12 protein-coding genes are annotated in these 14,356 nt (G+C 70.7%); 5 read left to right on the top strand and 7 right to left on the bottom strand.

Features of this window, described 5'->3' with window-relative positions:
- Window positions 1-288: 288 nt before the first annotated feature.
- The 4 genes from D7W81_RS32355 to D7W81_RS32340 all read left to right on the top strand — a co-directional run bounded on the left by D7W81_RS32355 (window position 289) and on the right by D7W81_RS32340 (window position 5,850).
- Window positions 289-1,164, top strand: coding sequence for a TonB family protein (locus D7W81_RS32355; protein WP_120559262.1), 876 nt, complete (start codon window positions 289-291; stop codon window positions 1,162-1,164).
- 30 nt (window positions 1,165-1,194) lie between these two features.
- The gene (locus tag D7W81_RS32350) at window positions 1,195-2,547 is read left to right on the top strand and encodes a PepSY-associated TM helix domain-containing protein (RefSeq protein WP_120559261.1); all 1,353 of its coding nucleotides are present in this window, start codon (window positions 1,195-1,197) and stop codon (window positions 2,545-2,547) included.
- A gap of 297 nt (window positions 2,548-2,844) precedes the next feature.
- Window positions 2,845-5,130, top strand: coding sequence for a TonB-dependent receptor (locus tag D7W81_RS32345; protein ID WP_244227565.1), 2,286 nt, complete (start codon window positions 2,845-2,847; stop codon window positions 5,128-5,130).
- A gap of 39 nt (window positions 5,131-5,169) precedes the next feature.
- Window positions 5,170-5,850, top strand: coding sequence for a Fe2+-dependent dioxygenase (locus tag D7W81_RS32340; RefSeq protein WP_120559259.1), 681 nt, complete (start codon window positions 5,170-5,172; stop codon window positions 5,848-5,850).
- A 15-nt stretch (window positions 5,851-5,865) separates the two neighbouring features.
- On the opposite strand, the gene D7W81_RS32335 is transcribed toward D7W81_RS32340, so the two are convergent.
- Window positions 5,866-6,327, bottom strand: a complete 462-nt coding sequence (locus tag D7W81_RS32335) for a universal stress protein (protein ID WP_120559258.1) — start codon at window positions 6,325-6,327, stop codon at window positions 5,866-5,868.
- A gap of 144 nt (window positions 6,328-6,471) precedes the next feature.
- Here D7W81_RS32335 and D7W81_RS32330 point away from each other — a divergent pair, with 144 nt between their 5' ends.
- The gene (locus D7W81_RS32330) at window positions 6,472-7,344 is read left to right on the top strand and encodes an SDR family NAD(P)-dependent oxidoreductase (RefSeq protein ID WP_120559257.1); all 873 of its coding nucleotides are present in this window, start codon (window positions 6,472-6,474) and stop codon (window positions 7,342-7,344) included.
- A gap of 4 nt (window positions 7,345-7,348) precedes the next feature.
- Here D7W81_RS32330 and D7W81_RS32325 read toward each other — a convergent pair whose 3' ends face one another.
- The 6 genes from D7W81_RS32325 to D7W81_RS32300 all read right to left on the bottom strand — a co-directional run bounded on the left by D7W81_RS32325 (window position 7,349) and on the right by D7W81_RS32300 (window position 14,095).
- Window positions 7,349-8,143 (bottom strand): trypsin-like serine peptidase, encoded by a 795-nt coding sequence (locus tag D7W81_RS32325; protein WP_120559256.1) that lies wholly within the window; start codon window positions 8,141-8,143, stop codon window positions 7,349-7,351.
- A gap of 278 nt (window positions 8,144-8,421) precedes the next feature.
- The gene (locus D7W81_RS32320; RefSeq protein ID WP_120559255.1) at window positions 8,422-9,912 is read right to left on the bottom strand and encodes an FAD-dependent oxidoreductase; all 1,491 of its coding nucleotides are present in this window, start codon (window positions 9,910-9,912) and stop codon (window positions 8,422-8,424) included.
- Window positions 9,909-11,255, bottom strand: a complete 1,347-nt coding sequence (locus D7W81_RS32315; protein ID WP_120559254.1) for a 2Fe-2S iron-sulfur cluster-binding protein — start codon at window positions 11,253-11,255, stop codon at window positions 9,909-9,911. Before D7W81_RS32315 ends, D7W81_RS32320 begins: the two co-directional genes overlap by 4 nt.
- A 211-nt stretch (window positions 11,256-11,466) precedes the next feature.
- Window positions 11,467-13,005: a DUF8173 domain-containing protein gene (locus D7W81_RS32310; RefSeq protein WP_120559263.1), complete on the bottom strand. Its 1,539-nt coding sequence runs from the start codon at window positions 13,003-13,005 to the stop codon at window positions 11,467-11,469.
- 8 nt (window positions 13,006-13,013) lie between these two features.
- Window positions 13,014-13,520 carry a hypothetical protein gene (locus D7W81_RS32305; protein WP_120559253.1) on the bottom strand — a complete coding sequence of 169 codons (507 nt, stop codon included), beginning with the start codon at window positions 13,518-13,520 and terminating at the stop codon, window positions 13,014-13,016.
- Complete coding sequence (locus D7W81_RS32300; protein WP_438503386.1) at window positions 13,517-14,095, bottom strand: RNA polymerase sigma factor; 579 nt, start codon at window positions 14,093-14,095, stop codon at window positions 13,517-13,519. Before D7W81_RS32300 ends, D7W81_RS32305 begins: the two co-directional genes overlap by 4 nt.
- Window positions 14,096-14,356 lie beyond the last annotated feature (261 nt).

Raw genomic sequence — 14,356 nt, 5'->3', positions numbered from 1 at the left:
ACCGCCGCCAGGGCAATCCTGGACTCGCGGGGGGCTTCACGCCCGGTGTGGGGAAGGACCGGCGTCATGGAGGGGAGGGCTAAGCGTGTCGCACGGGATGCGACAGTCGGTGGACGACAAAAACCGTTTCAGCGGAAGGCCTTTATACGCAGCCGGTGGATCGGGCACCTCGGAAAATCGCGCCCTTGGCGCGGAAAAGGTCATGCGCGGACGCGCCGGGATGATTTCAGCGGTCCTCCACATTGACGTTGCCACCCTCCAGGGGATATCCCCTTTCGGCAACCGAAAATGCGAACCATTCTCAACTTCGACGACGGATTGGGTGCTGTCCCAACGCTGCCGCAAGCTGTGACCGCCCGTGCGGATGCGGCGCCGGCTCCGGCGGGGCTGTTCCAGTCCGCGACCGCGTCGGCGGATGCGGGATGGGGTCGCTGGAGCGGAGCCCTGCTGACCGCGACCGCGGCGCACCTGCTGGCGCTGGCGGTGGGGCTGACGATGGCGAACCGGCCGGCGCCCGTGGTGGTGAAGCCGGAGCCGGAGCTGGTGCTGATGGCGTACGCGCCGCCTCCGCCGCCGCTGGGTGGTGGCGCGCTGAAGCAGGCGTCCGTGGAGCCCGTGAAGCCGGTGGCGCACAAGCCGCGCCCGAAGCGGCAGGAGCTGGTGGTCCCCGCGAAGGTGCCGGAGCCGGTGAATGAGACGCCGGAGCCCGTGGTGGAGCAGGTGGAGACCCCGGCCGCCACGGAGGTGGCCGCGGTCGCGTCACAGGCGCCCGCGGGTCCGGGCGTGCCGGACGGCGCGGTGGGTGGCGTCGTCGGGGGCGTGGTGGGCGGCATCGTGGGCGGCAAGGTCGGTGGGCAGGGCAAGGCGCCCCCCATCTATTCGCCGCGCGAGGTGATGAAGCTGCCGGTGCTGCTGTCCGGCAAGCCGGAGTATCCGCGCCGCGCCCGCGAGGACGGCATCACCGGCGTGGTGATGGTGATGGTCGTGATCGGCACGGACGGCTCGGTGGAGCCGGGCTCGCCTCGCATCCAGCGCTCGGTGCCGGGGCTGGACGAGGCCGCGCTCGAGTCCGTGGCGGGCTGGCGCTTCTCGCCGGCGCTGGGACATGACGGCGCGCCGGTGCGCGTGAAGGTCGTGATCCCGGTGAAGTTCGCCCTGAGGTAGTTCCTTCGCAGTCCCGCGGCAGAAGCCTTCATGAATCCCAAGCTCCGCTCGATTCTCTTCTGGATCCACCTGGTGTCCGGCCTCGTCGTGGGCCTTGTCGTCGGGGTGATGTCGTTCACGGGCGCGGCGATCGCCTTCGAGTCGGAGATCGTCGACTGGGCGGACCGTGACGCCCGCCACGCGGCGCCCCCCGCGCAGGGCACGCCCCGCCTGACGCTGGAGGAGATGATCGCGAAGGTGAAGGAGGCGAAGCCCGCCACGCCGCCCTCCGGCGTGACGGTGTACCCGGAGGCGGACAGCATGGTGGCGGTGGCCCTGGGCCGCGGCGCCGCGGTCTACGTCCATCCCTATACGGGTGAAGTGCGCGAGCAGGGTGCGCAGGGCTGGCGCAAGTTCTTCCACACGATGGAGGACCTGCACCGGTGGCTCGCGGCGTCTGGCGACAACCGCGCCGTGGGCAAGGCCGTCACCGGCGTGAGCAACCTGGCGTTCCTCTTCCTGGGCATCACGGGCCTGTTCCTGTGGTGGCCGCGCAAGTGGTCGCTTCGCTCCATGCGGCCCATCCTGTGGTTCCGCCGGGGCCTCAAGGGCAAGGCGCGTGACTTCAACTGGCACAACGTCATCGGCTTCTGGTCGCTGCCCGTGCTGGTGGTGCTGACGGCGTCCGGCGCGGTGATTTCGTACCGCTGGGCGTCGAACCTCGCCTTCACGATCACCGGCAACGAACCGCCGGCGGCGCAGGGGCCCATGGCCGCGGCGCCGGTCCCCGTGCCCACGCCCGCGCCGGGGACGAAGCCCCAGCCGCTGGATGCGCAGCTCGCGGCGGTGATGGGTCAGTCCAAGGCCTGGGAGACCATCACCCTGCGGCTGGCCACGCCTCCTGGCGCGGGCGGCCCCGGTGGCCGTCCTGAAGGTGCTCCGCGAGGCGAAGGTGCTCCGCGTGGCGAAGGTGCTCCGCGTGGTGAAGGCGCCCCGCGCGGTGAAGGCGGTCCTCGCGGCGAAGGCCGTGCCGAGGGACGCGGCGGCCCGAAGGGCCCGCAGGCCAGCGCCTTCACCATCCGCGAGCAGGAGCGCTGGCCGCTCTTCGCCACCAACACGGTGTCGGTGGATCCGTTCACGACCCAGACCCTGAAGACGGAGACCTACGCGGACTTCAACAGCGGCCGGAAGCTGCGCACGTGGCTGCGCTTCCTGCACACCGGCGAGGCCTTCGGCTGGTTTGGCCAGCTCATCGCGGCGCTCGCGTCCTTTGGCGCCGTGTTCCTCGTCTACACGGGCTACTCGCTCTCCTGGCGGCGGTTCTTCCCCAGCCGCCGGGTCCAGCCCGCGGCCACCGCGGCTCCGGTGATACCGCCCGCCGAGTCCGAGACGCACGCCGCCTGAAACACGCCTCACCCATCGCAGCCATCCCCGGGGCCCGGACCGCGAGAGCGGATCCGGGCCTCGCCGTTTCACCCTCCGGCGTGTGGCATTTGTTTCGCTGATGCGAAGCAGTGCCGCGACACCCAGGCGCTCCGAAGGTTATTTCCCGGCCGGGGAAGAAATTTCTTGTAACGACAAGTGCTGTCCTGCATATGCAAATCATTCTCAATTAGGCAGTGCCTCCTCTTCGAGGGACCCGTGTCCACAGCCAAGCCCGGTCGTACTGGTATCCGCTCTTCAACTGGCAACCCTGGAGGCGTGCGCGGCGCGCTGTGGCCCTGGGGGCCCGCGGCCGTGGGGCTCGCCTCCGCGCTGGCGGCGGGTGGAGCGGTGGCGCAGGAGACGCCGGTGACGGGTGAGACGGCCGCGCCGGTGCAGGAGTCCCGCCCGGCGGAAGCCGCCCCCGTGGGCCAGGAGGCTCCGTCCCCCGAACGCACGCCGGAGTCCGCGCCGACGGGTGCCCCGGAGACGATGGCGGAGCAGGCCGGTCAGGATGACGCCTACGTGCTGCCGGAAGTGTCCGTGGAGGGCGAGACGGCGAAGTACAACGTGACCGAGCCCAGCCTGGCCCGGCTGCCCCGGCCGCTGGTGGACACGCCGCAGACCATCACGGTGGTCCCGGAACGCGTCATGGAGGAGCAGCAGGCGACGACGCTGCGCGACGCCCTGCGCAACGTGTCCGGCATCACGGTGACGGCGGGCGAGGGTGGCCGCCAGGGCGACTCCTTCTCGCTGCGCGGCTTCTCCGCCCAGACGGACACGCTGCGCGACGGCGTGCGTGACCTGGGCTGGTTCACCCGCGACACGTTCAACCTGGAGGGCGTGGAGGTCTACTTCGGCCCGTCGTCGGTGCTGTTCGGCCGCGGCTCCACGGGCGGCGCCATCAACCTGGTGACAAAGAAGGCGCGCAAGGGCTCCTTCCAGGACCTGCGCCTGTCGGGCGGCACGTCGCCGTCCGGCCGCATCGAGGCGGACATCAACCAGGAGATCTCCGACAGCGTCCAGTTCCGCGTGAGCGCCGCGGGGCAGCTGGCGGGCGTCGCGGGCCGTGACGTCGTCAAGGAGAACCGGGCGGGCATCGCGCCGTCCGCGCGCTTCCAGCTGGCCCCGAAGGTCGCCCTGGAAGTGGACTACTTCTACCAGCACGAGGACAGCGTGCCGGACTACGGCCAGCCGTACTTCAACGGCTACCCCGTGGGCGTCACGCTGGATGTCCCCCGCGAGAACTTCTACGGCGTGAAGGACAGCGACACGGAGCTCCTGAACGTGCACATCGGCTCCGCGCGCCTGCTGGCGGACCTGGGCGACACGTTCCGCCTGACGAACACGCTGCGCTACGGCGGCGTGAACCGCTTCGCCCGGCCCACCGCGCCGCGTGGCCTGACGCCGGCCGCGGCGCCCACCACCATTGGCCGCCAGCGCTTCGAGACGACCGCGGACAACACCTACTTCGCGGACCAGCTGGACGTGCGCGGCGCGTTCACCACGGGCTTCCTCAAGCACAACACCAACGTCGGCTTTGACATCTCCCGCGAGCAGCGTGAGCTGGGCCGCACCAACCTCACCGTGAACGGCGGCAACCTGCCGGCGGACCTGTTCGAGCCGGACAACAGCCCGGACCTGTCCGGCGTGGCGCGCGTCCCCGGTGCCACCACCTACAGCCGCCAGTGGAACCTGGGCGCGTACGCGTCGGATCAGATCCAGGTGAGCAAGTACGTGGAGGTGCTGGGCACCCTGCGCCTGGACAACCTGCACAGCGACTACGAGACCAAGGCCGCGAACGGTGACATCGCCGCCTTCGAGCAGGAGAACAGCCTGTTCAACTGGCGCCTGGGCCTGGTCCTCCACCCGGCGGAGAACACCAGCGTCTACGGCATGTACGGCACGTCCCAGAACCCGAGCGCGGAGCTGTCCACGCTGGCCAACGACACCGTCACGCTGGACCCGGAGAAGAACGAGACCTTCGAGATCGGCGCGAAGTCCGACCTCATCTCGGAGCGCCTGAGCGTCAACGCCGCTGTCTTCCGCACCAACAAGAAGAACGCGCGCGTGCCCAACTCGGATCCGGACGGCCCGCCCACCGTGCTGGAGGGCAAGCAGCGCGTGCAGGGCTACGCCGTCGGCGTCGCCGGTTCGCCGGTTCGCGGCTGGAACGTGTTCGCCAACTACACGTTCCTGGACGCGAGCATCCAGGAGCACACCAACGACTTCCTGGAGGGCCAGCGGCTGGTGAACACGCCCAAGCGCAGCCTGTCGCTGTGGACCACGTACGCCATCCTGGACGCCCTGACCGTGGGCGGCGGCGCCACCTACCAGGACGTGGCGGCGGTGAACAACCCGGCCAACGCGACGGTGCTGCTCAGCAAGGTCCCCAACTACTGGCGCTTCGACGCGTTCGCGTCCTACACCGTCCTCAAGAAGGTGGACCTGCAGCTCAACGTCTACAACCTGACCGACAAGCTCTACTACGACTCGTACTACGGCGGTCAGGCCGTGCCGGCGGAGGGCGTTTCCGCCCTGCTGTCCGCGCACGTGCGCTTCTAGTCGCGCGCATGACCTGCCGGGCGTAGGAGGACGTTCATCATGATGGTGCACATCCCGCAGGTCCTCACGCCCGAGCAGGTGGCTCACTGCCGCGCCGTCTTCCAGAAGGCGGCGTGGGAGGACGGACGCACCACCGCCGGCAAGCAGTCCGCGCAGGTGAAGAAGAACCTCCAGCTGCCCGAAGGCAGCCCCGCCGCGCGGGAGCTGGGGGACCTGGTGCTGGCCGGCCTGGAGAAGAGCCCGCTGTTCATCTCCGCCGTGCTGCCCCAGCGCGTCTTCCCGCCGCTGTTCAACCGCTACGAGCCGGGCATGGACTTCGGCTCGCACGTGGACAACGCCATCCGGCCCCTCCTGGGAACGAGCCAGCGCATCCGCACGGACGTGTCCGCCACGCTCTTCCTGAGCGACCCGGACAGCTACGACGGCGGCGAGCTGGTGGTGGAGGACACCTACGGCAACCACGCGGCGAAGCTGCCCGCGGGGGACCTCATCGTCTACCCGTCCACCAGCCTGCACCACGTCACGCCGGTGACGCGCGGCGTGCGGCTGGCGTCGTTCTTCTGGGTGCAGAGCATGGTGCGCGACGCGGGGCAGCGCTCGCTGCTCTTCGACATGGACACGTCCATCATGCAGCTCACCCGCGAGGTGCCCAAGAGCCCCGCCCTGGTGATGCTCACCGGCGTGTACCACAACCTCCTGCGCCAGTGGGCGGAGCCCTGAGCCGCTCCGGAGCCGCTACTCCGCGCTGACGTGCAGGGTGAGCACCGGACACGCCGCGCGGCCCACCACCTTCTGCGCCACGCTGCCCAGCAGCATGCGGGTGAGCCCCTTGCGCTGGTGGGTGCCCATCACGATGAGGTCGTACTTCCCGCGCTCGGCCTCCTCCAGCACCACGTTGCCCGCTTCGCCAATCACCACGCGGTGGGACAGCGCCACCGGCGCGGTGCCGTCCACGGAGCGCAAGAGCGTCTCCAGTTCCTTGCCCGCGGTGTCGCGCGCCATGCCCTCCAGGGAACCCGCGTCCCAGCCGGGCGAGGCCACCAGCAGATCCGGCGCCACGTACTGCGGCGGTTCCCAGGCGTGGATGACGTCCACCGTCGCGCCGAAGGGCCGGGCGAGTTGCAGCGCGTAGTCCACGACAGAGCGGGACCCATCCTTCAGGTCCACCGGCACGAGGATGCGTGAAGGGCCAGCCATGGGTGTCCTCCTCCTGTGGGAATACTGAAGGGGTAATACCCACTCGCCGTGGGGGCAAGCGGGCGTCCGGGGATCGCCGAGCAGCGGGGCGGGCACGCAGGGCCGGCCGCGCATGGACACCTTCTGGTCCAAGGTCCCGTCCCTATGCGCCCTCCTATCGACAACGGTACCGTGCTCATCATCGGCGCTGCCGGCGGCATTGGCCGCGAGCTTGCCCGGCTGCTCTCCCCCCGGGTCAGGACCCTGGTGCTCGTCGCTCGGGACGTGGACGACCTGGGGGCCCTGCGGGAGGAACTGCTCGCCCGCAACCCGACGCTGGGGGTGATGATCCGCGCCTGCCGCCTGGATGATCCGCGCGCCGTGGATGCGCTGTTCGAGCACCTGGAGCGCCACTACGTCCGCGTGGACGTGCTCATCAACAACGCGGACTACGCCTTCAGCGGGCTGTACGCGGAGGAGCGCTGGAAGCGCATCGAGGAACTGGTCCAGGCGAACGTGCTGGCCCCCGCGATGATCACCCACCGCCTGCTGGGCCCCATGCTGGAGCGCGGGCGGGGTGGCATCCTCATGGTGGGCTCGGGCGCCGCGCGCCTGTTCCTCCCGGGCGCGGTGACGTTCGCCGCCACGCAGCGCTTCCTGGACGGCTTCAGCGAGTCCCTGCGCCTGGAGTTGAAGGACGCGGGCATCCCCGTCACCTTCGTGGCGCCGGGCCCGCTGGCGCTGGAGCCGCACCTGGACGGCGAGGTGACGCCCTTCTTCGAGCTGTCCCTGCGCCAGTGCGCCCGCGAGGCCCTGGAGGGCTTCGAGCGGGGCGAGGCGCTGGTGTACCCCGGCCTGGGGCACCGGTGGGTGATGCGGCTGCTCCGCTTCCTGCCGCGCTCCTTCAAGCGGGGCCTGGGACGGCTGGCGCTGGGCGGCTTCAAGCGGACGCTGCTCCTGAAGCCGTCCATGCCCGGACCGGGTGCGCCCCCCCAGCCGGTGCTGCTGGCCGGAGGGGAGCCCACGTCCGCGACGTGACGGCCTACAGGCCGATTTCGGCGAGGCGCGCCTTCACGCGGGTGGCCTTCACGCCGGTGTTGGCCGTGCCGCGGCCCTGCGAGTTGCCGCCGACGCCGATGTGGTGCAGCGCCACCACCTGGTTCGACGACGAGGAGATGACGGGCGAGCCGGACGAGCCGCCCAGCGTGTCCGCGTCATAGGAGATGTCCGTGGTGCTGTAGTTGCCGTTGAGCACCTTGCCCGGCGAGGACTTCTTCGTCGGGGTGCAGGACGGCGTCGTGTAGTAGTCGCAGTTCTGGTTCACGACGTACACGGTGGAGCTCGTCGCCGCGTTGGTGCTGGCGACGGTGAGGAAGCCGTACACCTGGCCGGGCAGCTGGCCGTTGACGGCCGAGCAGCGCAGCGCCGTCATGTCGTCACCGCTCCACGTCTTGATGAACGTTGCGCACGGGTACCAGATGCGCGACGCGGAGGCGACGCCGTCCTCGTAGTTGAACGACACGCGCGCGCCCACCGCTTCGGAGCTGCTGCCCACGCAGTGGTTGTTGGTGATGATGACGTCGTTGGAGACGAGCCACGCCGTGCAGCGGCTGCCCACCGCCGGGATGGAGAGGTAGCCCACCGCCCGCGACTTCGCGAGCTGGGTGCCCGAGAGGGACGTGGAGCTCACCCAGTTCAGCGTGCCCACGATGACGTTGGACTCCTGCGACGCGAGCGCCTCGTTGGGCTCCGCGTCCGGCACGTCCATGGGCTCCATGGAACCACACGCCGTCAGGCCCATCACCAGCATCGCACCCACGAGCTTCTTCGCGGCCATCTGTGAATCTCCCCCCGCGCGGCATTGCGCGGCGCGGGGGGCCTACGCACGCCCCGTGCCACGGCGTCTCCCAGAGGAGGGCCCTGGCCGGGCCCCCACACGGGTGGTGCGTGGACGCTCCGTGCAACCCGGTTGCGTTTGTAAAGAAACGTCACGTTCCCCGGCGAATCCCCAGCCATCCCGGGAGCTTGCGTGGATTTCCGGGAGTGCCGCTTTTGCGGACATGCGGGGAGCGCCCCTGTCCCAGGCGGAGACAGGGGCGGGGAGGGCGGAATTCTTCAGCCGATGATCATGTCCTCGCGCTCGAGGGTGCCTTCCTCGAAGCGGCGGAGGTTGAAGCGGGTGAAGAGCTCATCGGAGGCGCCGGAGGTCATCCACTGGGCCATCCGCTCCGCGACGGCGGGGGCCATCATGAAGCCGTGGCCCACGAAGCCGGACATCTGGAGCAGGTTGTCCAGGCCGGGGGTGCGCCCCAGGATGGGGTTGTTGTCCGGGGTGACGTCGTAGAGGCCGCCCCACTGGCGCAGCACCTTCACCTGGCCCACGTGCGGCAGCTGCTCCGTGAGCGCGCGCGCGAAGCGCGACACGAAGCGCAGGGTGCTGCCCATGTTGGGGCCGGACGGTTCCTTCGGGTCGCCCATGCCGCCCACGATTTCGCCGCGCATGGACTGGCTGAAGTAGAGGCCCGTGTCGAGCACCGACACCAGCGGCGACAGGAAGGGCTTGAGCGGTTCGGTGCTGAGGATCTCGTGGCGGTGCGGCTCGTTGGGCAGCTTCACGTCCGCGAGGTTCGCGACCGCCGGGCTCCACGCGCCGGAGGCGAGCACGACGGTGTCGCAGGCGATGTCGCCCCGGTCCGTCTTCACCTTGCGCACCTGGCCGTTGCTCGTCTCGAAGCCGGTGACGTTGGTGTACGTCTCCACCTTCACGCCGCGCTTCACGCAGCCCTGCGCGTAGCCCCACAGGAAGGCCCAGGGGAAGATGACGCCGTCCTCCGGGTTGTAGGCCGCCGTCACGCAGTCCTTCATCGTGAGGTCCGGGACGATCTGGCGCGCCTCGTCCGCGGTGATGATGCGCGTGGGCACGCCGTACTTGTTGTGCAGGGCGGCGTTGCGATCCAGCCGGTACGCGGTGTCCTTGCGCTTGGCCAGGAAGAGGTAGCCGCCCTGGCGCAGCCACACGTTGACGCCCAGGTCGCGTGCGAAGCCCTTCATCAGGTCGATGGAGCGCTTGGCCAGCTCAATCAGCGCCGGAGTGCCCCACTGCATGCGCACGCCGCCGCCGTTGCGGCCGGACGCGCCCGCGCACAGGTAGCCTCGCTCCAGCACGACGACGTCCGTCTCTCCGCGCAGCGCCAGGTTGTACGCCAGCGACAGGCCCATGATGCCGCCGCCGATGATGACCACCTTCGCCTTCTGCGGCACCGGGCCTTCCGGGCGCAGCGCGGACGGGAAGTGCTCCAGCTCCTGGGGCACGCCGCCCACGGGCGGGACGGCTTCGTCCACGGGGGCGCTGGCCAGGAGGCGCAGCTCCGTGGGGTAGAGCGGCGGGCGGGGCGTGAAGGGCACCACGCCGTCCGGCTTGAGCGCCGGGGCCTTCTGCTTGAGCAGCGCGGCCACCGCGGCGTGGCAGCTCTTGCCCTGGCAGATGCCGGTGCCGAAGCCCGTGTAGCGCTTCACCGACTCCACGTCGTGGTAGCCGCGCTCGATGGCGTGCTCCACGTCGGTAACCGTGACGTCCTCGCAGGTGCAGACGAGCGCCTTGCTCATGACAGCCCTCCCAGCAGCGCCTGCGCCGCGCGTGCGCCCATGGCCGCGGCGTCCTTCGCCGAGCCGACCTTCGCCACGTCTCCGGCGACGAACACGTCCGCCGCCTGCGTGCGCCCGTCCGCGTCCGCGTCGACCCGGAAGTGGCCCGCGTCCGCGTCGAACTCCACCTTCGCGCCGCCCTGGCGCGCCAGCTCGAAGCCCGGCGCCACCGGCACCGACACGACGATGGCGTCGCACGACACCTTCTGCTTGCGGCCACCCTGGGGCGTGAAGCTCAGCGCCGTCACGCCGCGCAGGCCGTGGCCCTTGAGCCCGTCACCGATGACGGCCTTGGGGTGCGCGTTCGCGGGCAGCGGGCCCTTCAGGTCCACCACCGCCGCCACCTCCACGCCGCGCTGGGTGAACAGGTGCGCCAGCGCGTGCAGCTCCGCGCCGTGGCCCACCAGCGTGGCGACCTGCGGGGCCACGTCATGGCGGCGCAGGAGCAGGCTCGCCGCGCGGCCCGCGATGACGCCGGGCAGGTCGTTGTTCTCGAAGGGGAGGGTGGGGGGATGGCCGCCCACCGTGAGCAGGAAGCGCTTCGCGTAGACCTTGAGCAGCCGCAGGTTCGCCGCCTCCTGCGACGCGACGGCCAGGTAGCGGCCGTGCTCGTCGTCATAGAGGCCAATGACGGTGGCCTTGCGCACCACGCTGCCCTGCGGAAACGCGGTGGCCTCCGGCACGAAGGGCGCGTTCTCCTCCGGGGCGCCGTGGGCCAGCCGCCCGCCCAGGCTCGCGTCGCGCTCGAAGAGCATGAAGGGCACGCCCTGGCCGGACAGCACGCGCGCCGCCTCCAGGCCCGCCGCGCCGCCGCCCACCACCGCGACGGGGGTGTGGAAGGTGCGCGGGGGCAGGGGCTCCGGGCCCGCCTCCTTGGGCAACAGGCCCAGGCCGGCCAGCTGCCGGGCCACGCGCGCCATCACGTCCTCCGCCACCGGCACGCCCGCGAACATCTCGTGGTGGTCCAGGCGCTTGGGGAAGAACCAGTCGATGGTCTCGAAGATGTCCACCTTCGCGGACGGGTACGCGTTCTGGCGCTCCAGCCGCATGCCCTCCTTCGCGGGGGTGCGGCAGGTGTAGACGTTGGGCAGCCCGTCCACGCGCATGAGGCAGTGCGAGCAGGCCGCGGCGAAGCAGTACGGCCCGCGCGGGCGGTGGTACTTCACGGAACGGGAGAGGACGTTCTCGCCCGCGGCGATGAGGGAGCACGCCACCGGCTCGCCTTCGATGGCGGGGATGCTCTCGCCCTCGAGGTCCACGGTGATGGCCCTGCCGCGCGGGGTTGCGTCTGGGAGGCGTCGCATGGGTGCCGCGCAAAATGGCGCACCCGACGGGAGCGGTCAAAGCCTGTCAACGGCCGCACGCTCTCCGCCAACACCCGCTCCCGACAGCCCAGGTGATGGCGCGCGCGCCTGGGGCTTGTTGGAGAAGGAAAAAGCCCCACTCCCGGTACGCTTGGGAGCGGGGCTTCATGATGCGGTGTGGCAATCCCGGGTGGCCGTGAGGCCGGGTGCGTCAAACCGGGTGCTCGCTCCGGGGGAAGATGGGCTCCGGCATGCCCCGGCCGCGGTAGCCGAAGCGGGTGCGGATGACCGCGCCGAAGGCCAGCGGGATGAGGATGAGGTTGAGCAGGACGCCCAGCACCGGGATGTGGCTGACCAGCAGGATGAGGCCCAGGCCCAGGGCGAGCACCACCGCCTGCGTCTTCCTGCCGCGCAGCACCGGCAGCCGCGTGCCCACCTCGCTGGCGATGGCCGCGTAGCCCAGCGCCGTGCCCAGCATGGAGGCGACCAGGAGGGCGAACGCCACCGGGATGCCAATGAGCGTGACGCAGAGCACGACGGTCAGCGGCATGAGGGCCAGCGCGCCCACCACGCCCACGAAGACGTTGCGGCGGGGGTTGGCGCGGATCTCCTCGCCCAGCTCCTTCATGCGCGCCGGGAAGAACATCTGCCCCAGGAAGCCCAGGCCGAAGAGCAGCGCGAACTGGAGGATGAACGACGCCAGGCCACCGCCCCGGTCGTGGTCGTCATCGTCGTCGTCAGGGTCCGCCGACGCCGCGTCGTGGTTCTTCACGTCATGCATGCCGCGGCTGATCTCCCCCGCCACCAGGCTGCCCAGGCCCGCGCCGCCGAAGGCCTCCGTGCTGCCCTCCACCATGGCGCCGTTCGCCTTCTGCACCTGGCCGCCAAAGGCGGACACATCGCCTTCCACCTGCGCGTTGGGCCCCAGGATGACGTTGCCGCCGAAGGCGTGCGCGTCCCCCTCCACGTGGCCTTGAATCTCCAGGTTGCCGCCGAAGACGACCGCGTCGTCCTCCACGGTGCCCTTCACGATGAGGTTGCCGCCGTAGACGACGGCGCTCTCCACGGACTCGCCCTCCTTCACCTCCAGGTTCTGTCCGCGCGCTACCACGTCCCGGGCGCCGCGCTTGCCCTTCTTGTGCTTGAAGTTGTCGCGGAAGTTGCGGATCTCCTCGCGGACGCGCTCCTTGGCCGCCTGGGCCTCTTCCTTCGCGGCCAGCATGGCCTCCTCGCGGGCCTGCCGTGCCTCTTCCCGGGCCTCCTCGCGGGCGCGCTCGGCCTCTTCGTGGGCCAGGGCGAGCTCCTCCGGCGTCGCGTTCGCGTCCATGACGGGCGGCGCGGGCGGGGCCGGCGGCGCGGGCGGAGTGGCGGCGATGACGGGCGCGGCCGGGGTGGCGGCCGTGCTCACGCCGGACTCCTTCTCCTTCGCCGTCAGCGGGCGCAGGGTGAAGATGGAGCCGTCCTGCTCCAGGTGGAGCGAGTAGGCACGGGCCACGGTGCGCAGGGCCTGCTCGGCGCTGATGCCGCGCAGCCGGACCTCCGCGGGGACGTCCAGGTCGCCGGTGACGACGAGGTTCAGGCCGCCCTTCTCCGCGATGGTCTTGAGCGCGTCCCGCAGGGAGCCGCGGAAGCTCACGTCGATAGTGCGGGCCGGTGCGGTGGCGGCGGCAGGGGCAGCAGCGCCCTGCGCGAGCGCCATGGGAGCGCCGAGGAGGAGGGTCGGAAGCAGCAGGCGGGGGAGGATCTTCATGGGCACGCTCAGGCTTCGGAGAGGGACGGAGGAGGGGAGCCGACCAGGCGCTTCAGACCGAACAGCGACGTGAACACGACGAACGCGACGATGCAGGCCACCGCCAGCCCCGCCGTGCTCCACAGGGCATGCGCGCCGCTGAACAGGCCTTCCACGAACGCGCGGGTGCCCACCACGCTGGACGCGAACGCGGTGCCCATGCGGCCGAGCGCCCTGTCATTGGTGAGCAGGAAGCCCAGCCCCACGCCCAGCGACGTGAGCAGGATGCAGAGGCCCGTCCACACCTCGCGGCGCTGGGGCACGGGGCTCTCCGCGACGCGGGCCATCACGTTGACGACCAGCGACGGGGGCGGCAGCGGATCCGCCAGCCGGAACAGGTCGTTCTCCAGCAGGCGGTGGTCCTCCATCAGGGCGGCGCACGCCTCGCACTCCGCGGCGTGGTCCAGGGCGGGGCCCTCACCGGCCTCCAGCTCCGCGAAGAGGACTTCCAGGTCGGGGCAGGGGGTGGGGCTCATCGCGTCTCCTCCTCGGCGGGCGCCATCTTCTTGCGAAGCTTCTCACGGGCGCGGAACAGGCGCGCCATGATGGTCCCGGGCGCGCAGCCCATGATCTGCGCGATCTCCTTCGTGGTGCGCTTCTGGACGTAATAGAGGGCCAGCACTTCACGGTCGTCCACGGAGAGCGTCTCCATGGCGGCCTCCAGCGACTGCCGCTCCTCGCGCGCGATGGCCCCGTCCAGCTGGGACACGTCGGCGCTGGGGAGCACCTCCTTCATGGGCTCCAGCTCCTCGGTGCGCACCTTGGTGCGGCGGCGGAGCAGGTCCAGGCAGAGGTTGCGCGTGATGGCCAGCACCCAGAGGTCGAACGGGCGCGCGTCGTCGTAGCGGTGGAGGTTCTGGTACGCACGCAGGAGGGCCTCCTGCGCGACCTCCGCGGCCTCCGCCTCGCTCTGGAGCAGGCGCAGCGCCAGGCCGTACACCGGGCGCTGCACGCTGCGAACCAGCGCTTCGAAAGCGGACGGGTCCCCCTTGCGGGCGGCCTGCACGTCCGCCTTCCAGGGGAGCGGCGCGGCGTCCTCAGCCATCAGCATTCCGATGGCCATGGGGAGCGAGTCGAGGGCAAGAGCGTTCACGCCCTGGGTTACGGACGTGGCCAAAGGCCATTGCGCTGCCCCCGATCATCACTTCCGCTTCTGTTTTTTCACGGACTTGGCGGCGGCCAGGCGCTGCTTTTCGGCCTTTTCCGCCCGGCTTTCAGCCTTCACCTGCTTGCGCTGCTTCTGCTTCGCCCGGAAGCCCAGCGGAATCTCAGGCTCCGGCGCGGCAGGGGCCGTGAGGGTGCCCACGGGCGC

The sequence above is a fragment of the Corallococcus aberystwythensis genome, from assembly GCF_003612165.1.
Lineage (GTDB): Bacteria > Myxococcota > Myxococcia > Myxococcales > Myxococcaceae > Corallococcus > Corallococcus aberystwythensis.
This window is presented reverse-complemented; position numbering and strand designations above follow the sequence as displayed.

Coding starts and splice junctions, on each gene's coding strand:
- D7W81_RS32310 (WP_120559263.1), bottom strand. CDS start 13,005: ATGAAGATCCTCCCCCGCCTGCTGCTTCCGACCCTCCTCCTCGGCGCT.
- D7W81_RS32335 (WP_120559258.1), bottom strand. CDS start 6,327: ATGGCTGGCCCTTCACGCATCCTCGTGCCGGTGGACCTGAAGGATGGG.
- D7W81_RS32340 (WP_120559259.1), top strand. CDS start 5,170: ATGATGGTGCACATCCCGCAGGTCCTCACGCCCGAGCAGGTGGCTCAC.
- D7W81_RS32320 (WP_120559255.1), bottom strand. CDS start 9,912: ATGAGCAAGGCGCTCGTCTGCACCTGCGAGGACGTCACGGTTACCGAC.
- D7W81_RS32355 (WP_120559262.1), top strand. CDS start 289: ATGCGAACCATTCTCAACTTCGACGACGGATTGGGTGCTGTCCCAACG.
- D7W81_RS32350 (WP_120559261.1), top strand. CDS start 1,195: ATGAATCCCAAGCTCCGCTCGATTCTCTTCTGGATCCACCTGGTGTCC.
- D7W81_RS32330 (WP_120559257.1), top strand. CDS start 6,472: ATGCGCCCTCCTATCGACAACGGTACCGTGCTCATCATCGGCGCTGCC.
- D7W81_RS32300 (WP_438503386.1), bottom strand. CDS start 14,095: ATGCTGATGGCTGAGGACGCCGCGCCGCTCCCCTGGAAGGCGGACGTG.
- D7W81_RS32325 (WP_120559256.1), bottom strand. CDS start 8,143: ATGGCCGCGAAGAAGCTCGTGGGTGCGATGCTGGTGATGGGCCTGACG.
- D7W81_RS32305 (WP_120559253.1), bottom strand. CDS start 13,520: ATGAGCCCCACCCCCTGCCCCGACCTGGAAGTCCTCTTCGCGGAGCTG.
- D7W81_RS32315 (WP_120559254.1), bottom strand. CDS start 11,255: ATGCGACGCCTCCCAGACGCAACCCCGCGCGGCAGGGCCATCACCGTG.